The following is an 18,512-nucleotide window of genomic DNA, read 5'->3' on the forward strand; positions in this document are numbered from 1 at the left end:
TTGTGATATTTTTAAGCACGTTAATTAAAAACTCGTGATACCCAATAGATTTCAAGAGGCAGGAAGGCGGCAAGGGAGAGAGTCCCGATGAGCTGACTCAAGTCAGTGATCCGGGTGAGCGAGAGCAGCCAACATAGCGGCAACTTGAAAGATGAAGGGTATAAATATGGTTCGTGTAATAGCAATCTCTAATCTACGTCTGGCGCAGGCCTTTGTTGATTATATGGCCACCCATAATGTGGCACTGGAAGTGAGACCGGATAGCCAAGGTGCTGAGATTTGGCTCGCCGATGACGAGCAACTGCCTCAAGTACAACATGAGCTGGAGCAGTTTTTACTCGATCCCCTCAATCCGCGCTATCAGGCGGCCAGTTGGCAATCTGGCAATCTGCATGCTAATTTTTCCTATCAGCGCTTTCCCTACCTCCAAACACTGCGCAGCCAGGCCGGGCCACTGACTCTGAGCGTCATGGTGCTGTGCATCGCTATCTATATTTTGATGCAAATCGTTGGCGATGTGGCAGTGATGTCCTGGCTTGCCTGGCCCCGCGACGAGAGCCAGTACCTGCAAATCTGGCGTTGGGTCAGCCATGCGTTACTACACTTTTCACTGTTGCATATCCTGTTTAACCTGATGTGGTGGTGGTATCTGGCTGGGCAAATGGAGAAACGGCTCGGCACGGGTAAATTGCTAGTATTAACCGTTGTTTCGGCCTTATTCAGTGGCTGGGGGCAATCGCTGTTTAGCGGCGTGAATTTTGGCGGTCTTTCTGGCGTGGTATATGCCTTAATGGGTTATGTCTGGCTGACTGGCGAACGCGCACCCGAGCGTGGTATCTCGCTGCCCCGCGGTTTGATGGCCTTTTCTGTTCTCTGGCTGGTTGCCGGATATTTCGATATTTTAGGTTTGTCGATTGCTAATGCAGCTCATGTCTCAGGTTTGATTATTGGGTTATTAATGGCATTTTGGGATACACGCAACAGCGTAAGAACCACACAATAACTGCCTGGAACAACCAGGCGCATTAGGGGATTATCGTGAAGCAAACGCAGCGGCATGATGCGATTATTGAGCTGGTACGCCAACAGGGTTACGTCAGCACTGAAGAGTTAGTAGAACATTTTGCTGTTAGCCCCCAGACCATTCGACGTGATTTGAATGATTTGGCGGACCAGAGCAAAATTCACCGTCATCATGGTGGTGCGGCGCTGCCGTCCAGTTCAGTTAATGCGGCCTATAACGATCGTAAAGTAATGTGGTCGGAAGAAAAAGCCCGTATTGCCCAACGCGTTGCCAGTCAGATCCCCGATGGCGCGACATTATTTATCGATATCGGTACCACGCCAGAAGCGGTGGCTCATGCTCTGATGAACCACAAAGGTCTGCGGGTGGTAACTAACAATCTAAACGTGGCGACACTGCTCACAGCCAAAGAAGATTTCCGGCTGATTCTGGCCGGTGGTGAAGTTCGCACCCGTGATGGTGGAATCATCGGTGAAGCCACGCTAGATTTCATTTCTCAGTTCCGTCTTGATTACGGCATCCTCGGTATCAGTGGTATCGATATGGATGGCTCCCTGCTGGAGTTTGATTACCATGAAGTGCGTACCAAACGGGCAATTATCGAGAACTCTCGTTGCGTGATGCTGGTAACCGACCATTCCAAATTTGGCCGTAATGCGATGGTGAATTTGGGCAATATGAACCTGATTGATTACCTGTTTACTGATCAGATGCCACCTGCCAGTATAATGAAGATTATTGAGCAACATGAGGTTCAATTGGAGTTGTGTTGAGGTTTTAGTTTTGGTGATCCGGTTCGGTTGTTAGAGCTGCTAAGTTAACCTCTGATGAACCAACCGGCAAAGGGGCCATAAGCGTGGCCCCTTATGCAATCCCGCGCTTGCGCGAAATATTACGGCTATTCGCAGTTCCCTCTGGCAGCCGTTGGCCTTATCGAGCCAGCGCGATTCGCTCCTGCTCAAGCGCGCTTTTCGCGGGCGTCCATGCCCGCTCACTCTACCCTCATTCCTTGTCGGCAATATTCCTGATTGCGCTCAACATCAAAACCATCACTTTAGGTTTTTGAATTTATCTTTTGACCTTTAAAAGCACATTTGAGCAGCCGAGTGAAGAATGTAGCCAAGGAAATCCGCCATGGACGGCGGATTTAGGCGTCACGCGGAGGGACCCGCGTAAAGCCGTCCCGCCAGCGTAATGATGATCCGAGGGTACCTGCAAAGCAGGCTAGCGATACGTGCGTAAGCGCAGGGGTTCCAAGGGGGTCACGCGCTTGTGACCCCCTTGGCGGTTGAGGCTACGGAGATAAGCTAATCACTGAACTCATGTCAACCGAACTGATCACCAAACCCAAACCCATCTTCCCCACTACATATCAATAACAAAACCGTTACCTCCATCACGCATAAATGTTTTTTTTTGGTTAACTCTTGGCTTATTTGTTGGTTTTTGATTACAATCATGAGCGAAAACGAAGATTAAAGAGCTGTTTCGAACATCTGGAGGACGAAAGCATGGAAACCAAAGACTTGATCGTGATCGGTGGCGGTATCAACGGTGCCGGTATCGCTGCAGATGCGGCAGGGCGTGGCCTGTCGGTTCTGCTGCTGGAAGCACAAGACTTGGCCTGTGCTACGTCTTCCGCCAGCTCCAAACTTATCCACGGTGGCCTGCGCTACCTGGAACACTATGAATTCCGGTTAGTAAGTGAAGCGCTGGCCGAACGGGAAGTTTTACTGCGATTGGCACCACATATCGCGTTCCCAATGCGTTTTCGTCTGCCTCATCAACCCCATCTGCGCCCGGCATGGATGATTCGTACCGGCTTGTTCCTCTACGATCACTTAGGCAAACGTACCAGCCTGCCCGCCAGTAAAGGGCTGCGTTTTGGCCCAGAGTCAGTATTGAAACCAGAGTTAGTGCGCGGTTTCGAATATTCTGACTGCTGGGTAGATGATGCCCGCCTGGTGGTATTGAATGCTCAAGAAGTGGTCGAACGGGGTGGCGAAGTCCGAACCCGTACCAAAGTGACCCGCGCATGGCGTGAGCAAGGTCTGTGGATGGTGGAAGCTGTTGATGTCAATACCGGCAAGACCTTTACCTGGCGAGCCAAAGGCTTGGTGAATGCCACTGGCCCATGGGTTAAACAGTTCTTCGATGAAGGTTTGAAACTCAAATCCCCTTATGGGATCCGCTTGATAAAAGGCAGTCATATTGTGGTTCCACGGGTTCATGACCAACCGCAAGCCTATATTCTGCAAAATGAAGATCATCGTATTGTCTTTGTTATTCCGTGGCTGGATGAATATTCCATCATCGGCACCACTGACGTGGAATACCACGGCGATCCGCAAGATGTGAAAATCGATGACCAGGAAATTGATTACCTGCTGAAGGTCTATAACGACCACTTTAAAAAGCAGTTGGGCCGCGATGATATTGTCTGGACCTACTCGGGTGTGCGTCCACTGTGTGACGATGAATCAGATTCACCGCAAGCCGTCACCCGCGATTACACGCTGGATGTGGCTGATGAAGGCGGCAAAGCCCCTCTGCTATCGGTATTTGGCGGCAAACTGACCACTTATCGTAAGCTGGCAGAACACGCACTGGAAAAACTGTCTGGTTATTATCCAAATGTCGGCCCGGCGTGGACTAAAACCGGCGCGTTACCGGGTGGCGATATTGGCGGCAACCGCGATAGTTATACCGTGCAGTTGCGCCACCGCTATAACTGGTTACCTGAAGGGCTAGCCCGTCGCTATACCCGCACCTATGGTAGCCATAGCGAGCTGATTTTGGCCGATGCCACCAGCCTCGAAAGCCTGGGCGAACACTTCGGCCATGGTCTGTATGAAGCCGAACTGCGCTATCTGGTTGAGAAAGAGTGGGTGGTTGAGCTGGATGATGCTATTTGGCGTCGTACCAAGTTAGGTATGACTCTGGATGACGCGCAGAAACAGCGCGTTGCCGCATGGCTGGCAGCAGCACAAGCTGAGAAACAGCAGACTCTGTCTCTGATCTCCTGATAACAAATACCCGTCATCGATCTGTTAACACCCCTCTTCACTGTTGAAGAGGGGTTTTGTTATTAACTCGCTGAATATATCCAACGTCATTGGAGTTACAGGTAGGCAGCAAATTCATCCCGTTAAGTCAGTGATTCGGGCGCGCGCGCGCAGCTAACCCCCTGTAGCTTCAAGTACAAAGGATATAGCTACAACCTAATCGGCTTAATATGCCAAATCTCATTGGCATACTCTTCAATGGTTCGGTCTGAAGAGAAATAGCCCATATTGGCAATATTGAGTAAGGTCTTGCGTGTCCACTCATCAGGGTGCCGATACAAGGTATCGACTTTCTCCTGCGCGTTCACATAACTACGATAATCTGCCAACAACTGGTAGTGATCACCAAAATTGACCAGTGAATCAAACAGATTGGTATAACGCTTTGGCTCTTCCGGGCTGAAGACGCCTGTCACAATCTGCGTCAGTGCCAGATGCAGGTCCGGATCTTCATCGTAATATTTCCTCGGATTGTAGCCATTATTACGCAGTGCCTCGACCTGTTCGGTGGTATTACCGAAGATAAAGATATTATCCTCCCCCACATGTTCGCGGATCTCGACATTCGCCCCATCCAGTGTGCCAATAGTCAGCGCGCCGTTCAGTGCAAACTTCATATTGCTGGTACCCGATGCCTCGGTACCCGCCAGCGAGATCTGTTCCGATAGATCAGCCGCCGGAATGATCAACTGCGCCAGGCTGACGCTGTAGTTCGGAATAAACACCACTTTCAGCCGGTTATTAATCCGTGGATCGTTGTTGATCACCTTGGCAACATCATTGATCAATCGAATGATTTGTTTGGCGTTGTAATAAGCCGATGCCGCTTTACCGGCAAAAATAACCACTCGCGGTACCCATTGCTCATCTGCCGCGTCGAGAATGCGGTTATAGCGGGTTATCACATGCAACACATTCAACAGTTGCCGTTTGTACTCATGGATACGCTTGATTTGCACATCAAACAACGCCGCCGGATTGACCACAATATTTAGTTTTTCAGCGAGATACGTTGCCAGTCGTTTTTTATTTTCCAACTTGGCTTTTTGTAACGCCTGCAAGAAGCTCGGATAATCGAGATTCTTTTCCAGCTCACTGAGTTGGCTTAGGTCGGTACGCCAGTTATGGCCGATACTGTCATCCAATACTGCCGCCAATGGGCGGTTAGCCAGTGCTAGCCAGCGCCGTGGCGTCACGCCATTGGTTTTATTGCAGAAGCGATTAGGGAAAATACGAGCAAAATCAGCAAATAGCGATTGCACCATAAGTTCGGAATGCAGCGCAGATACGCCGTTAACTTTATGGCTGGCAATAACTGCAAGCCAGGCCATACGCACCTGCCGACCATGGTTTTCATCAATAATCGATACCCGTGGCAGCAGCTCTGGTTCCGCCGGATACTGTTCCTGTACCAGTTTGAGGAAATGGTCATTGATATCAAAGATGATTTGTAGATGACGTGGCAGGATCTTGCCGATCATATCGATGGGCCAGGTTTCCAACGCTTCCGTCATCAAGGTGTGATTGGTATAAGAGAAGACTTGCTGCACCACGTCCCACGCATCCATCCAGCTAAATTTATGCTCGTCGATCAGCAAACGCATCATTTCAGGGATAGAAAGTACCGGGTGGGTATCATTTAAGTGAATAGCAATCTTATCCGCCAGATTGTCGAACGTCTGGTGCATGGCCCAGTGGCGGCTAAGGATATCCTGCACCGTCGCCGAGACTAAAAAGTACTCTTGTCGCAAACGTAGTTCACGCCCGGAATAGGTGGAGTCGTCGGGATACAGCACGCGTGATACGTTCTCTGAATGGTTTTTATCTTCAACCGCCGCGAAGTAATCACCCTGATTGAATTTACCCAGGTTAATTTCGTTACTGGCCTGCGCAGACCATAAACGCAGTGTATTAGTGGCATCAGTATCAAAGCCGGGAATGATTTGATCATAGGCACAGGCGAGAATTTCTTCGGTTTCCAGCCAGCGAATTTTGCTCCCCTCCTGCTGAATTCGGCCGCCAAAACGAACTTTATAACGGGTATTGTGCCGTGGGAACTCCCAGGCATTACCGTATTCCAACCAGTTATCCGGCGACTCCATCTGTTGGCCATTCACTATTTTCTGGCTAAACATGCCATATTCATAGCGGATGCCGTAGCCCCGCCCCGGTAGTGCCAGTGTTGCCAGTGAATCCAGGAAGCACGCCGCCAAACGGCCCAACCCCCCATTACCTAAACCGGGGTCGTTTTCTTCTTGCAGTAACTCTGACAGATTGAGGCCCATCTCATCCAACGCCTGTTCGATATCTTCATAAATCCCCATCGATAACAGTGCATTTGAGAGGGTTCGCCCCAATAAAAACTCCATCGACAGATAGTAAACCTGACGAACGTCTTGTGATAATTGTGCACGGTTAGAACGTAACCAGCGCTCGACCATCCGGTCACGTACCGCAAATAGTGTCGCATTCAACCAGTCGTGCTGAGTCGCAATCGAGGGATCCTTGCCAACAATAAACATCAGTTTATAGGCAATGGAGTGCTTCAGCGCATCCACACTGACAACCGGTGAGGTATAACTGAACGGTGATGTCATAGCAGTTTTCCCTATTCGTGGTTACAGCAAATCGGCAACTAAAGACGCCGATAAAGTGATAGATATTGGCTAGCGGCAACTTGCCAGCCAAAGTCCAACCCCATCACATGGCGTTGAACATGCCGCCAATGTTTTGGCCGGCTCCATAGCACAAAAGCACGGCGTATCGCGCGAACTAATGCCTGTGCATCGCATTCGTCAAACACAAACCCCGAGGCGCTGCCATCGGCCAGATTCTCCAGCGCGCAATCCATCACGGTATCTGCCAACCCGCCGGTATGCCGGACCAGTGGCAAGGTGCCATATTTCAAACCATACAACTGCGTTAGCCCACAAGGTTCAAAACGGCTCGGCACCAGAATCACATCCGCACCGGCAATAATTCGGTGAGAAAATGCCTCGTGATAACCAATTTGTACCCCAACCTGGCCGGAGTAGTCTGCCGCTGCCGCCAAAAATGCCTCTTGTAGCACCGCATCCCCAGCCCCCAATACCGCCAGTTGCCCACCCAACGCCAGCAATTCAGGCAAGGCTTCCAGCACTAAATCCAACCCTTTTTGCGCAGTCAATCTGCTGACCACTGCAAAAATGGGTTTCTTATCCGTCACCTCCAACCCCATGGCGGTTTGCAGATGCACTTTGTTCACCGCTTTTGCTTGCAGGTTTTCGGTGTCATAACGGGCATGTAGCAAGGTGTCGCGCTGTGGATCCCAAATATCACTGTCCACCCCGTTGAGGATCCCAGTCAACCGCCCCTGACTGGCGCGCTCCTGAAGCAGCCCTTCCATGCCATAGCCAAACTCTGGCTGGGTAATTTCCTTGGCATAGGTCGGGCTGACGGTGGTAACGTGATCGGCAAAGAACAACCCGGCTTTCAAATAGGAAATCTGACCGTAGAATTCCAGCCCATACATTTGGAAAAATGCCGCTGGCAGTTGTAACTCGGCCAAGTGGTGGCCTGAAAATAGCCCCTGATAGGCCAAATTATGGACGGTAAATACCGATCGTGCCGGTCGGCCACGCGCCGCCAGATAAGCACAGGCCAGCCCGGCGTGCCAATCATGTGCATGCACCACCTCTGGACGCCAGTAACCATCCAGCCCGCAGGCTAGCTCACAAGCCATCCAGCCCAGCAGGGCAAAGCGGCGATAGTTATCCGCGTAGGAATACATATTTTGGTCGTGATAAGGGCTCCCCGCCCGGTCATAAAGTCCAGGTGCATCAATCAGATAGATGCCAATCCCCTGATAATGTCCATAGCGCAGAGAAACCCGACCAGCAAAGGTATCAATCTCTCTGACTAAAACAGTATCCGGAATACCACGGCGTAAATCAGGGAAAGCAGGCAGCATGACCCGAACATCGGCCCCTTCTGCAATTTGTGCGGTAGGTAAAGCCCCAACAACATCGGCTAGCCCCCCTGTTTTCAACAAAGGGAACAACTCAGTACATACGTGTAAGACCCGCATTATCACCCCTGATCACTTTTAAGCTTGGCCAGCATTGCGCGCGTTACCAGCACCACACCGCCCTCAGAACGGTAAAAACGGGCGCTGTCGTCCTCGGCGTTTTCCCCGATAACCATCCCCTCAGGAATGTGGCAGGCGCGGTCAATAATGCAACGGCGTAAACGGCACGAACGCCCAATATTGACATCAGGCAGCAGGAGCGTGGAATCAATGGTACAGAACGAGTTCACCCGTACCCGAGGGAACAACACCGAATGCACCACGACTGAACCGGATACAATACAACCACCAGAAACCAATGAATTCATGGTCATGCCGTGGCTACCAGAGCGATCCTGCACAAACTTGGCAGGTGGTAACGGCTCCATATGCGTGCGGATCGGCCAGGCGCGGTCATACATATCCAGTTCCGGTGTCACCGAGGCCAAATCGAGATTGGCCCGCCAGTAAGCATCCAGCGTGCCAACATCACGCCAGTAAGGGGGAAGTTCAGCATTAGAGGTCACGCAGGAAAGGTCAAACGGATGCGCCCACGCGACTCTTCGCTCAGTCAGTTTCGGGATCAAATCTTTACCAAAATCATGGCTAGAGCCGGGAGTGTTCCGGTCTTCTTCTAATAACTTAAACAGATAATCGGCATTGAAAATATAAATCCCCATACTGGCCAATGCCATATCAGGCCGACCAGGCATGGCAGGAGGATTGGCCGGTTTTTCATAGAACGCGGTTATCTGGTAATCCTCACCGACCTCCATGACACCAAATTCAGTGGCTTCTTTAATTGGCACAGGAATGCAGGCGACAGTACATTCGGCCCCTTTCTCCGCGTGGTCGAGCAGCATGCGCGAGTAGTCCATCTTGTAGATATGATCACCCGCCAGAATAACGATATATTCCGCGTCGTAGCGGCGGATAATATCCAGATTCTGGTAAACCGCATCCGCCGTGCCTTGGTACCATTGCTCAGTGCTCAGGCGCTGTTGGGCGGGCAGTAAATCCACAAACTCGTTCATTTCCTCATTGAGGAACGACCAGCCGCGTTGAATATGCTGAACCAAACTATGGGATTGGTATTGAGTTATCACACCAATGCGCCGGATGCCAGAGTTCAGGCAGTTGGATAGTGCAAAATCAATGATGCGGAACTTGCCGCCAAAATGGACTGCGGGCTTAGCACGGGTCGCGGTTAAATCTTTCAGCCGTGAACCACGGCCCCCCGCCAAAATCAGCGCAATGGATTTATTCGGTAATAGTCTGGCTAACATCAACGGGTCTTTGTTTTCGAATGTAACCATGGCTGGCTCCTTAAGATTTCTGTACGAGCACGCAAATGTCATGCGCGGAACCATTCCATACCCCGAATGGTTCCGCCTGATCTGACGGCCCAAAAGGAGGCGTCCGCACCCATTCCCCCACAGGTAAATGCATTTCACACGCTTGGTCAGTGGCGTTAATCACCACCAGCCAACGCTGAGACAACAGAATTTGTAGCTGTTTCTGGCAGCCATGTTGCCAAGCTGCATCACTCAGCACTTGCCCCTGACTATCGAACCATTGCACATTGCCATCACCTTCCTGCCACCATGTGTCCTTAATCAGCGCCGGAATTTGTTGGCGTAACCGAATAAGATCGGCGGTAAATGTCATTAATGAAAGGTCTGCACTGCCCCAGTCGAGCCAAGTGAGGATGTTGTTCTGACAATACGCATTGTTATTACCTTGCTGACTGTGACCATGTTCATCACCGGCCAGTAACATCGGCGTTCCCTGCGAGAGTAATAAGGTGGTTAGCAATGCCCGCTGGCAAGATTTACGCCGTTGCCAGATAGCCTCGTCAGCCACCAAACCTTCACTACCAAAATTATTACTCAGATTGTTATCACTGCCATCACGGTTTTCCTCGCCGTTGATTTGATTGTGTTTTTGGTTAAAACACAGTAAATCCTGCAAGGTAAAACCATCATGGGCGGTAATTTGATTGATACTGGCGGAGGGCAATCGCTCCCGCTGTTCGAACAGGCGGCTTGACGCTGCGAAGTGCTGGGCAAATAGCCCGCGCGGTAAGCCATCCCGCAACCAGAAACGGCGCATCGTGTCGCGATACTGGTCATTCCATTCGCTAAAACCGGTAGGGAAGTTACTCAGTTGATAGCCGCCCCAGCCGATATCCCAAGGCTCAGCAATCATCTTGCAAGCACTGAGTCGTTCATCGGCCACTAACGCGGCAAACAAGGGGGCATGCTGGTTAAAAGCCGGGGTGCGGCCCAGAACAGTCGCCAAATCAAAACGGAAACCGTCAACATGGCAACTGTCGAGCCAATGATGCAGGCAGTTGATCACCCACTGCGCCACATAAGGCTGGTTAAGGCGCAGCGCATTGCCGCAACCGGTCATGTTGTCGTACTCACCCTCGGCGTTAAGCCAGTAGTAGCTGGCGTTGTCGATACCGCGCTGACACAAGGTTGGGCCGAAAACGTCCAATTCAGCCGAGTGGTTAAACACCACGTCGAGAATCACTTCAATACCGGCTTTGTGTAGCGCTTTGACGGCATCCCGTAGCTCTTTCAGGGGCGATATCCCTTCACGGCCGGAAGCATAATCCGGGTCAACAGCATAGGGGGCCAATACGTTGTAGCCCCAGTAATTACCCAGCCCCATCTTCTGTAAACGAGGCTCATCGACATGGAATTGCACTGGCAGCAACTCCAGTGTCGTAATGCCCAGTGTTGTCAAATGGTGGATCATGGCGGGGTGAGCCAAACCGGCGTAGGTACCCCGCAAATCATCGGGAATATCGGGATGCAGTTTGGTTAAGCCACGCACATGGGCTTCGTAAATCACGGTATTGCCCCAAGGAATGGCGGGCGATCTATCCTGCTGCCAGTCATATTCCTCATGCACCACAATGCATTTAGCTACCGCTGCAGCGCTGTCCCGCTGATCGGGTTGATTAACCCCGCCGTCTAAACTCGGGTCATCTCCCACTTTGTGGTCTAATGCGTGGGCGCAGGGGTCTATCAATAATTTATGTGGATTAAAACGATGCCCTTGTTGCGGGGAGAATGGCCCGCTGACCCGATAGCCATAGCGCTGACCCGGTTTTCCAGCGGGGAGATAGCCATGCCAAATATCACCACTTCGAGCCGGCAGTGGGATCCGTCGTTCTTGGTTATTGTCATCAAACAGGCACAGTTCTACCTGTTCGGCGTTGGCCGAAAACAGAGTGAAATTTACCCCAGCCCCATCAAAGTGAGCACCAATGGGGTTCGGGGAACCTCGGGTAAGGCGGGTCATCCTATCACTCCCGCAACAAATAAATAGTCGATAATGGCGGCAGAGTTAACAGCAATGAATGGGCGTGGTTATGACTCCCCACCTGCTGGCTATAGATACCCCCCAAATTGCCCACATTACTGCCACAATAGAATTCAGAGTCAGAATTCAGCACTTCACGATAATGGCCACCCTGCGGGATACCTACCCGATAGTTATAACGCGGCACCGGGGTGAAATTGCTGACGGCAATCAGTTCACCACCACTGGCGTCACGGCGCAGGAAAGCAAACACTGAGTTTTCATGGTCATCAACCACCAACCATTCAAAACCGGCAGGTTGATAATCCAACTCATATAAAGGCGCATGCTGTTGATAACACTGGTTAAGGGAGCGCACCAAACGCTGCACACCGCTGTGCCAACCATTGTCATCATCCAGCAAATGCCAGTCGAGGCTGGCATCGAAATTCCATTCGCGCCCCTGAGCAAACTCGCAGCCCATAAACAGCAATTTTTTACCGGGATGCGCCCACATAAACGCGTAATAAGCTCGCAAGTTAGCAAATTTCTGCCATGCATCCCCCGGCATGCGGTCAAGCATCGAATGCTTACCGTGCACCACTTCATCGTGAGAGATAGGTAAGATAAAGTTCTCGGTATAGGCGTACAACATACCGAAAGTCATCAGATTATGGTGGTATTTGCGGTGAATCGGGTCACACTGCATATAATTCAGCGTGTCATGCATCCAGCCCATATTCCATTTATAGTGAAAACCTAACCCACCCGCATCCGGCGGTAACGTCACCCCGGGGAAGTCGGTTGACTCTTCAGCCATGGTCACGCCGCCGGGGCGCTCAACACCGAGGGTGTGATTGGTGTAACGCAGGAAAGCTATCGCCTCCAGATTTTCCCGCCCGCCGTAATAGTTCGGCACCCACTGCCCTTCGGCACGGCTATAGTCGCGATAGATCATTGAAGCTACAGCATCGATACGCAATGCATCAATACCAAAGCGTTCCATCCAGTAAAACGCATTTCCCGCCAGATAGTTACGGACTTCATTGCGGCCATAGTTATAAATCAGGGTATTCCAATCTTGATGATAACCCTCGCGTGGATCGGCATATTCATACAGCGAAGTGCCGTCGAACTGCATTAAACCGTGCTCATCACTGGGGAAATGACCGGGAACCCAGTCAAGGATCACGTTAATCCCCGCTTCATGGAATTTGGCGACGAAATCTTTGAAATCCTGCGGCGTACCAAAACGACGGGTCGGGGCATACAACCCCAATGGCTGATATCCCCAACTGCCATCGAACGGGTGTTCGTTAATTGGCAGCAGCTCGACATGGGTAAACCCCATGTATTTGACGTAGGTGACCAGTTGATCCGCTAATTCGCCGTAACTGAGCCAAAAATTATTCTCGGTATGGCGACGCCACGAACCCAGATGCACTTCATAGATAGAAACCGGTGAACGCAGATCATTCGCTTTTTGCCGGGCAGTGGTGTTTTCCACCACCTCTGGCAATGGGCTGACCAGCGAAGCCGTCTCCGGCCGCATCTGAGCTTCGAAAGCATAAGGGTCCGCTTTTAGCCGTACCTGATTATTGCTGTCGATTATCTCAAACTTATACAACTGTCCGACCTGTACGCCGGGCAGAAATAACTCCCAGATCCCATTTTCACGCCGTAATCGCATTGGATGACGGCGACCATCCCAAAAGTTAAATTCGCCCACTACAGAAACCCGTTTGGCATTCGGCGCCCAAACAGCAAAGCTGACCCCCGGAACGCCGTCAAGGCTCATTAAATGTCCGCCCAAACGTTCATAAGGACGTAAATGGGTGCCTTCTGCCAATAACCAGCTATCAATATCCTGCAATAGTGTGCCGAACCGGTAGGGATCGTCGATGATTTGTGGGATTTCTTGCCAGGTAACGGCTAATTGATAACGAAATGGACTTTTACGGCGAGGAAGTTTGGCAATAAAAAAACCGCGTGGGTCTTCACGGGTCAATTGAGCCATGTTGCCGCCACTTTCCGTGTCGATCAACCAGACTTCTTTGGCATCTGGCAGCAATGCGCATATCTGTAACCCCTGCGCCGTTTGGTGCATACCCAAAATAGAAAAGGGATCGGCATAGTGGCCGGAAATAATCTGATTAATCACCTGACGGTCGGGAAGTACTGGCATGATTTCTTCCTATGATTAACGGCATGATTTTGGGCCAATTTCTTAATAATTAAGCCGAGATGGCCCTTTTCATCATGCAATCCATTTAGCGTTTAAAGCGTGACTAGGGTCAATGATTAACCAATTAATTGATTTAATGCTCTAAATACACTTTTTCTGGCCATGAAACCCCATCAGCTAATTTTTCTTATCCAAACTATAAGCATAGTCAAAGGGGCTAAAAAATTGCCTTACTGCTAATGAAATTTTTTCTGACGGGGAGCGACGGGTAAAATGTCTAAAACAGAGGGCTGACCTGACGTTTGCCATTATCGGGCCTATCTTGCTTAAAAGAGGTGGCAGTTAAAATTTTCTGCGGCAGATTGTGGTTACAATAGCGGTAAGAATGAATATTCGTGGTTATCAATATGGGCATCAGCCAAGCCGAACTAATTTTTTCCCTGCTGCAACAGATGTGTGTGTATCTGGTTATTGCCTATCTGCTCAGTAAAACACCGCTGTTTATCCCATTAATGCAAGTGACCATCCGCTTACCCCACAAACTGGTGTGCTATCTCACGTTTTCCATGTTTTGTATCATGGGCACCTACTTTGGTTTGCATATTGATGACTCCATCGCCAATACCCGGGCTATCGGGGCGGTGTTGGGGGGCATGCTGGGTGGGCCATCAGTCGGTTTTCTGGTGGGGCTGACCGGTGGATTGCACCGTTACTCCATGGGTGGGATGACCGCCACCGCCTGTATGTTGTCTACCGTGGCTGAAGGGCTATTAGGTGGCTTCCTCCACAGCTATCTGATCCGTAAAAACCGCCTCGACCTGTTATTTCAGCCACTGGTTGTTGCCACCATTACCCTGGTCGCTGAAGTCCTGCAAATGCTGATTATTTTGGCCGTCGCCCGCCCGTGGCACGAAGCTGTCGAACTGGTGGGGAATATTGCGCTGCCGATGATGATCACCAATACCATTGGTGCCGCCATGTTTATGCGGATCTTATTAGATAGGCGGGCTATTTTCGAGAAATACACCACGGCATTCTCAGCCAAAGCCTTACAAATTGCCGCGCGGGCGGAAGGGCAGCTACGCTATGGTTTTGACCAGAAAAACAGTATGCGGGTGGCGCGAATTTTGTATGAGGAACTGGGTGTTGGCGCAGTGGCAATTACTGATCGCGAAAAGCTTCTGGCATTTATCGGCACCGGTTCTGACCACCATGTGGTGGGGAACGCCATTACCTCAGACCATACCCACCGAGCGATTGAGCTGAATCAGGTGGTCTATGCCGATGGCAATGCCGTACCTTATACCTGTTCTATTTCACCCACCTGCAAGCTGGGCTCCACGCTGGTGATCCCATTACGTGGCGAAGAACATCGGGTGATTGGTAGCATTAAGCTGTATGAACCGAAAAGTAAATTATTCTCCAGTATCAACCGCTCATTGGGTGAAGGTATTGCTCACTTGTTATCGGCCCAGATACTGGCCGGTGAATTTGAGCAACAAAAACAGCTACTGGCGCAATCCGAAATCAAACTATTGCACGCGCAGGTCAATCCTCATTTTCTATTTAATGCACTCAATACCTTGTCGGTGGTTATCCGTCGTGACCCGGACCATGCCCGTAAGCTGGTGCTCTCTCTGTCGACATTTTTCCGTAAAAACCTCAAACGCAGCCACGATATCGTCACGTTAAGTGATGAAATTGAACATGTTAAGGCGTATCTGGAAATAGAAAAGGCGCGCTTTGCTGATCGTCTGAGTGTCGAAATCTCATTACCGGATGAACTGATGGAGGCTCGATTACCGGCATTTTCCCTGCAACCGGTGGTCGAAAACGCGATTAAGCACGGAACATCACAGATGTTCAGTAATGGGCGGGTCACATTGCACGGTAAGCTGGAGGACAATACGTTGATACTGGCAGTGGAAGATAACGCCGGATTATATCAACCACGCCCCAATGGCGATGGATTAGGCATGAATCTGGTGGATCGGCGGATTAAAGTTCGCTATGGCAGCCAATATGGGGTGACGGTAATTAGCGAGATGGAGAATTTCACCCGGATTATTATTAAATTACCGTTTATTACAGCGAGTGAATGAACCACTCAAACCAATAGAATGATGCGATCAGCCGAAGCAATGGTTGAAGGCCGATGAGCAATGATCACTCGGGTTATAGCCAGTGCAGCAATACTGGTATTGATATAGGCTTCATTTGCTAAATCCAAATGACCAGTCGCTTCATCCATAAATAGCAGGCTGGGGCGACGATACAGGGCGCGTGCAATCAATAAGCGCTGCTTCTACCCTCCGGATACACTGCCCACACACTCAACATCCCCCAGATGAGGGTTTAAGCCCTTGCCAATCGGCTGCTTCACGAGCCGGGAGCGTTTAACCCGGTCTAATATCTGTTGTGTGTAGTAGGCCGCATCCATCTCCGACTAAACAATTTTATTGGTTACCTAAAAAACGGCAGCGCAATCTTTACCTATTCCGCTCTGTTAATGCGACAGTATCCCTCCATACACTTGGCTCCTATTATTTATATTAAAGCTTAGGAATATTTTTCTTCAAAAGTTTTCGTTGTAACGTGCGTCGATGTAAATTGAGTGCTCTTGCTGAAGCAGATATATTGCCAAAATGGTCGTCCATAACTTTATTTATATATTCCCATTCTATTTGTTCTAAAGAAGGGTAGGAGAATAAACTATCTTTATCATTTTTTAAACTTGTAATTTCGTTGCGAAGATTAAATAAAATATTATCAGCACTTACCGGTTTTTGCAGAAGATTATCAGCACCTTTTTTTAGAGCAATGATGGCTGAAGTGATACTGGAATAATTGGTAAGGATTAATATCTTGGATAATGGATTTAGATATCTTAATATTGGAATCCATGTTAACCCAGAATCATCTTTCAACTTTAGATCTATCACAATATAATCATGATAAGTAGACTCAGCCATTATAACGGCCTGCGCTCCTGAACTTGCTACATTAACAAATAAATCTTTTCTCATTAGTATTGTTGAAAGTGTACTTGTAAACACATCATCATCATCTAAAATTAAGATCTTTTCCATTATAAACCCCTCATCCTTACGGTGGCTACTGTACCAGCATAATCTGAGCATAATATTATTTCTGCTCCAATTCTGACCGCATTAGAAAATGCTAACACCAGACCGATGCCATGTCCGGATGTCGTGCTTTTTACCGGTTTTTTTCCTAATGAATCGATTAAATCACTTGGTATACCACATCCGTTATCCGTTATTCTTATCATTGCGTAACCATTTTCAACCTGACAACTACAATGAATAAAACCATTATCACTGGAAATGGCCGAATTAGCATTTTCAAGCAAGTTAATAATAATTGTATGAAGAACCCCTGCATTTTTAATGTATATACAGACATCAGGCAATAGATAAGTTACTTTTTTATTAGACTTAACTTCAAATGAATCAAATACATTTCTAAGCCATGTGCATAAATTAATAACCTCCTCATTTTCAAATTCACTAAATCCTAATGAAAGCGACATTTTAGTGAGTTCTCGTGTACATTCTTTGGTTTTTTTCAATGCTAAACTTAAATACTCATCAAAATATTTACCGCATCTTTCCTCAGGTTTAAATAATTTAATTTCCTCTAAAGCCAGAACGGCTGTTGATATTGGTTTCGATATATTATGAGCTGAAGAACTCGCTTGCAACGCCAAAGAGAATATTATATCTGACTGTTTTTGATACTCTATTGAACGTATTAAATTATTGCTGCACTCAATTGATGCATCATTCATTTTTTTTACAAAAAAAATGATAATGAATGTAGACATTAAAAAACTTACCCGCGGAGAATAGTACTCTAAACTTTTAGCACTATGGATAGTATTAAGATGACTTGAGAATGTAAACTTAGATGACACGTAAAATAAAATTACTGAGTAAATCACTATGAATATGAGGTTTTTATTACATAGGATCGTAAATGCAACGATTAACCCTGGAAGATAAAATGAGACACTTGATATTTCACCATGAAAATTTAGCCTCTCCCAAAGAGTAAATAAAAGCAAATCAATACACAGTTGAACGACAAGCTCTCTTTCCTTTAGTGGTGTAGAAAGCCTTAGTCTATATAGTGTGACAGCAATACTCATTAGCAATAAAAACAATACGAAAATGATGGATATTACACATGCATATTCTTGATTTAATATATCTTTAAATACAAAAACACTTAAAAAAAGTTGACTCAATATTGCAAAAAACCTAGACCATAAAATATATGTTACTTTTTGATACTGCGGAAGCGCTTGTAATATTTTCATTTAATCAGCCAAAACAATATCAAAAAAATATCAAAAACAAAACATACATTACGACATAGGTTAGATCAATATAAAATATTAAATTTATTTAAAATTAGTTTAATATTGGTTTAAAAATATAATTAATGCCATTTAACTGGCTACATCACATTGATAGAATAAGGCCAGCCATCATCTCTCCAAAATCACGAAGGCTCAGTACATAAGCCAGAGACCAGATAACACATTAACTAATAATATCAATATGATAGTGTGGAACTTTGAATAATCCTCGAATCACGGATATGGCTATCATCATGATAAAAAAGGATGTTGCCCGATAACCGTTTAATGTGACACCACCTATTTATGCAGCATTGATGATATATTTCAGGATTGATTGACGTTGATAACACAGCTTCAGCTATTCATGTACCAACGCCCTTTAATTATTTAAAAACACCTAACACATATTAATTAATAATGGAATCGATAATATTACCTTTGTGGTGTGACATAATGTCTCACTTCATGAGATGTATTCATAATAGTATAAC

Annotated in this window: 11 protein-coding genes and 1 pseudogene; 4 read left to right on the plus strand and 8 right to left on the minus strand. The window is 48.1% G+C overall.

The features are described from left to right. Positions 1-166 precede the first annotated feature (166 nt). The 3 genes from glpG to glpD all read left to right on the plus strand — a co-directional run bounded on the left by glpG (position 167) and on the right by glpD (position 4,050). Positions 167-1,003, plus strand: coding sequence for a rhomboid family intramembrane serine protease GlpG (glpG, locus tag AEP37_RS08790; RefSeq protein WP_049612442.1), 837 nt, complete (start codon positions 167-169; stop codon positions 1,001-1,003). A gap of 35 nt (positions 1,004-1,038) precedes the next feature. Continuing rightward, positions 1,039-1,797 carry a DeoR/GlpR family transcriptional regulator gene (locus AEP37_RS08795; protein WP_049612444.1) on the plus strand — a complete coding sequence of 253 codons (759 nt, stop codon included), beginning with the start codon at positions 1,039-1,041 and terminating at the stop codon, positions 1,795-1,797. Between the two features lie 738 nt (positions 1,798-2,535). Continuing rightward, positions 2,536-4,050 (plus strand): glycerol-3-phosphate dehydrogenase, encoded by a 1,515-nt coding sequence (gene glpD, locus AEP37_RS08800; protein WP_049612446.1) that lies wholly within the window; start codon positions 2,536-2,538, stop codon positions 4,048-4,050. Positions 4,051-4,238: 188 nt separating this feature from the next. Here the strand turns inward: glpD and glgP are convergent, their stop codons facing one another. Genes glgP through glgB form a run of 5 tightly spaced genes read right to left on the minus strand, consistent with a single transcriptional unit; the run spans position 4,239 to position 13,634 of the window. After that, on the minus strand, positions 4,239-6,686 hold the full coding sequence (glgP, locus tag AEP37_RS08805) for a glycogen phosphorylase (protein ID WP_049612448.1): 2,448 nt from the start codon (positions 6,684-6,686) through the stop codon (positions 4,239-4,241). Between the two features lie 38 nt (positions 6,687-6,724). Then, positions 6,725-8,155: a glycogen synthase GlgA gene (gene glgA / locus AEP37_RS08810; protein WP_049612450.1), complete on the minus strand. Its 1,431-nt coding sequence runs from the start codon at positions 8,153-8,155 to the stop codon at positions 6,725-6,727. Between the two features lie 2 nt (positions 8,156-8,157). Beyond that, the gene (gene glgC, locus AEP37_RS08815) at positions 8,158-9,450 is read right to left on the minus strand and encodes a glucose-1-phosphate adenylyltransferase (protein WP_049612451.1); all 1,293 of its coding nucleotides are present in this window, start codon (positions 9,448-9,450) and stop codon (positions 8,158-8,160) included. Between the two features lie 10 nt (positions 9,451-9,460). Next, positions 9,461-11,449 carry a glycogen debranching protein GlgX gene (gene glgX / locus AEP37_RS08820; protein WP_049612453.1) on the minus strand — a complete coding sequence of 663 codons (1,989 nt, stop codon included), beginning with the start codon at positions 11,447-11,449 and terminating at the stop codon, positions 9,461-9,463. 4 nt (positions 11,450-11,453) lie between these two features. Beyond that, complete coding sequence (gene glgB, locus AEP37_RS08825; protein WP_049612455.1) at positions 11,454-13,634, minus strand: 1,4-alpha-glucan branching protein GlgB; 2,181 nt, start codon at positions 13,632-13,634, stop codon at positions 11,454-11,456. Between the two features lie 407 nt (positions 13,635-14,041). Between glgB and AEP37_RS08830 the strand changes: the two genes are divergently transcribed. After that, a complete protein-coding gene (locus AEP37_RS08830; RefSeq protein ID WP_049612477.1) occupies positions 14,042-15,736 on the plus strand; it encodes a sensor histidine kinase in 1,695 nt (564 codons plus the stop codon). Between the two features lie 5 nt (positions 15,737-15,741). Here AEP37_RS08830 and AEP37_RS08835 read toward each other — a convergent pair. From AEP37_RS08835 to AEP37_RS08845, 3 genes and pseudogenes are all read right to left on the minus strand, one after another. Beyond that, positions 15,742-15,939, minus strand: a pseudogene (locus tag AEP37_RS08835) (ATP-binding cassette domain-containing protein); the annotation flags it as partial. Positions 15,940-16,186: 247 nt separating this feature from the next. After that, positions 16,187-16,723: a response regulator transcription factor gene (locus AEP37_RS08840; protein WP_049612459.1), complete on the minus strand. Its 537-nt coding sequence runs from the start codon at positions 16,721-16,723 to the stop codon at positions 16,187-16,189. Then, a complete protein-coding gene (locus AEP37_RS08845) occupies positions 16,723-17,976 on the minus strand; it encodes a sensor histidine kinase (protein WP_049612461.1) in 1,254 nt (417 codons plus the stop codon). The genes AEP37_RS08840 and AEP37_RS08845 overlap by 1 nt, the downstream gene beginning before the upstream one ends. Positions 17,977-18,512 lie beyond the last annotated feature (536 nt).

The sequence above is a fragment of the Yersinia pekkanenii genome, assembly GCF_001152565.1.
Classification (GTDB): domain Bacteria; phylum Pseudomonadota; class Gammaproteobacteria; order Enterobacterales; family Enterobacteriaceae; genus Yersinia; species Yersinia pekkanenii.

What these genes read in the sequence shown, in the direction of transcription:
- glpG (WP_049612442.1), top strand. Translation starts at nt 167, where the DNA reads ATGGTTCGTGTAATAGCAATCTCTAATCTACGTCTGGCGCAGGCCTTT.
- glpD (WP_049612446.1), top strand. Translation starts at nt 2,536, where the DNA reads ATGGAAACCAAAGACTTGATCGTGATCGGTGGCGGTATCAACGGTGCC.
- glgP (WP_049612448.1), bottom strand. Translation starts at nt 6,686, where the DNA reads ATGACATCACCGTTCAGTTATACCTCACCGGTTGTCAGTGTGGATGCG.
- glgA (WP_049612450.1), bottom strand. Translation starts at nt 8,155, where the DNA reads ATGCGGGTCTTACACGTATGTACTGAGTTGTTCCCTTTGTTGAAAACA.
- glgC (WP_049612451.1), bottom strand. Translation starts at nt 9,450, where the DNA reads ATGGTTACATTCGAAAACAAAGACCCGTTGATGTTAGCCAGACTATTA.
- glgX (WP_049612453.1), bottom strand. Translation starts at nt 11,449, where the DNA reads ATGACCCGCCTTACCCGAGGTTCCCCGAACCCCATTGGTGCTCACTTT.
- glgB (WP_049612455.1), bottom strand. Translation starts at nt 13,634, where the DNA reads ATGCCAGTACTTCCCGACCGTCAGGTGATTAATCAGATTATTTCCGGC.
- AEP37_RS08830 (WP_049612477.1), top strand. Translation starts at nt 14,042, where the DNA reads ATGGGCATCAGCCAAGCCGAACTAATTTTTTCCCTGCTGCAACAGATG.
- AEP37_RS08840 (WP_049612459.1), bottom strand. Translation starts at nt 16,723, where the DNA reads ATGGAAAAGATCTTAATTTTAGATGATGATGATGTGTTTACAAGTACA.
- AEP37_RS08845 (WP_049612461.1), bottom strand. Translation starts at nt 17,976, where the DNA reads ATGAAAATATTACAAGCGCTTCCGCAGTATCAAAAAGTAACATATATT.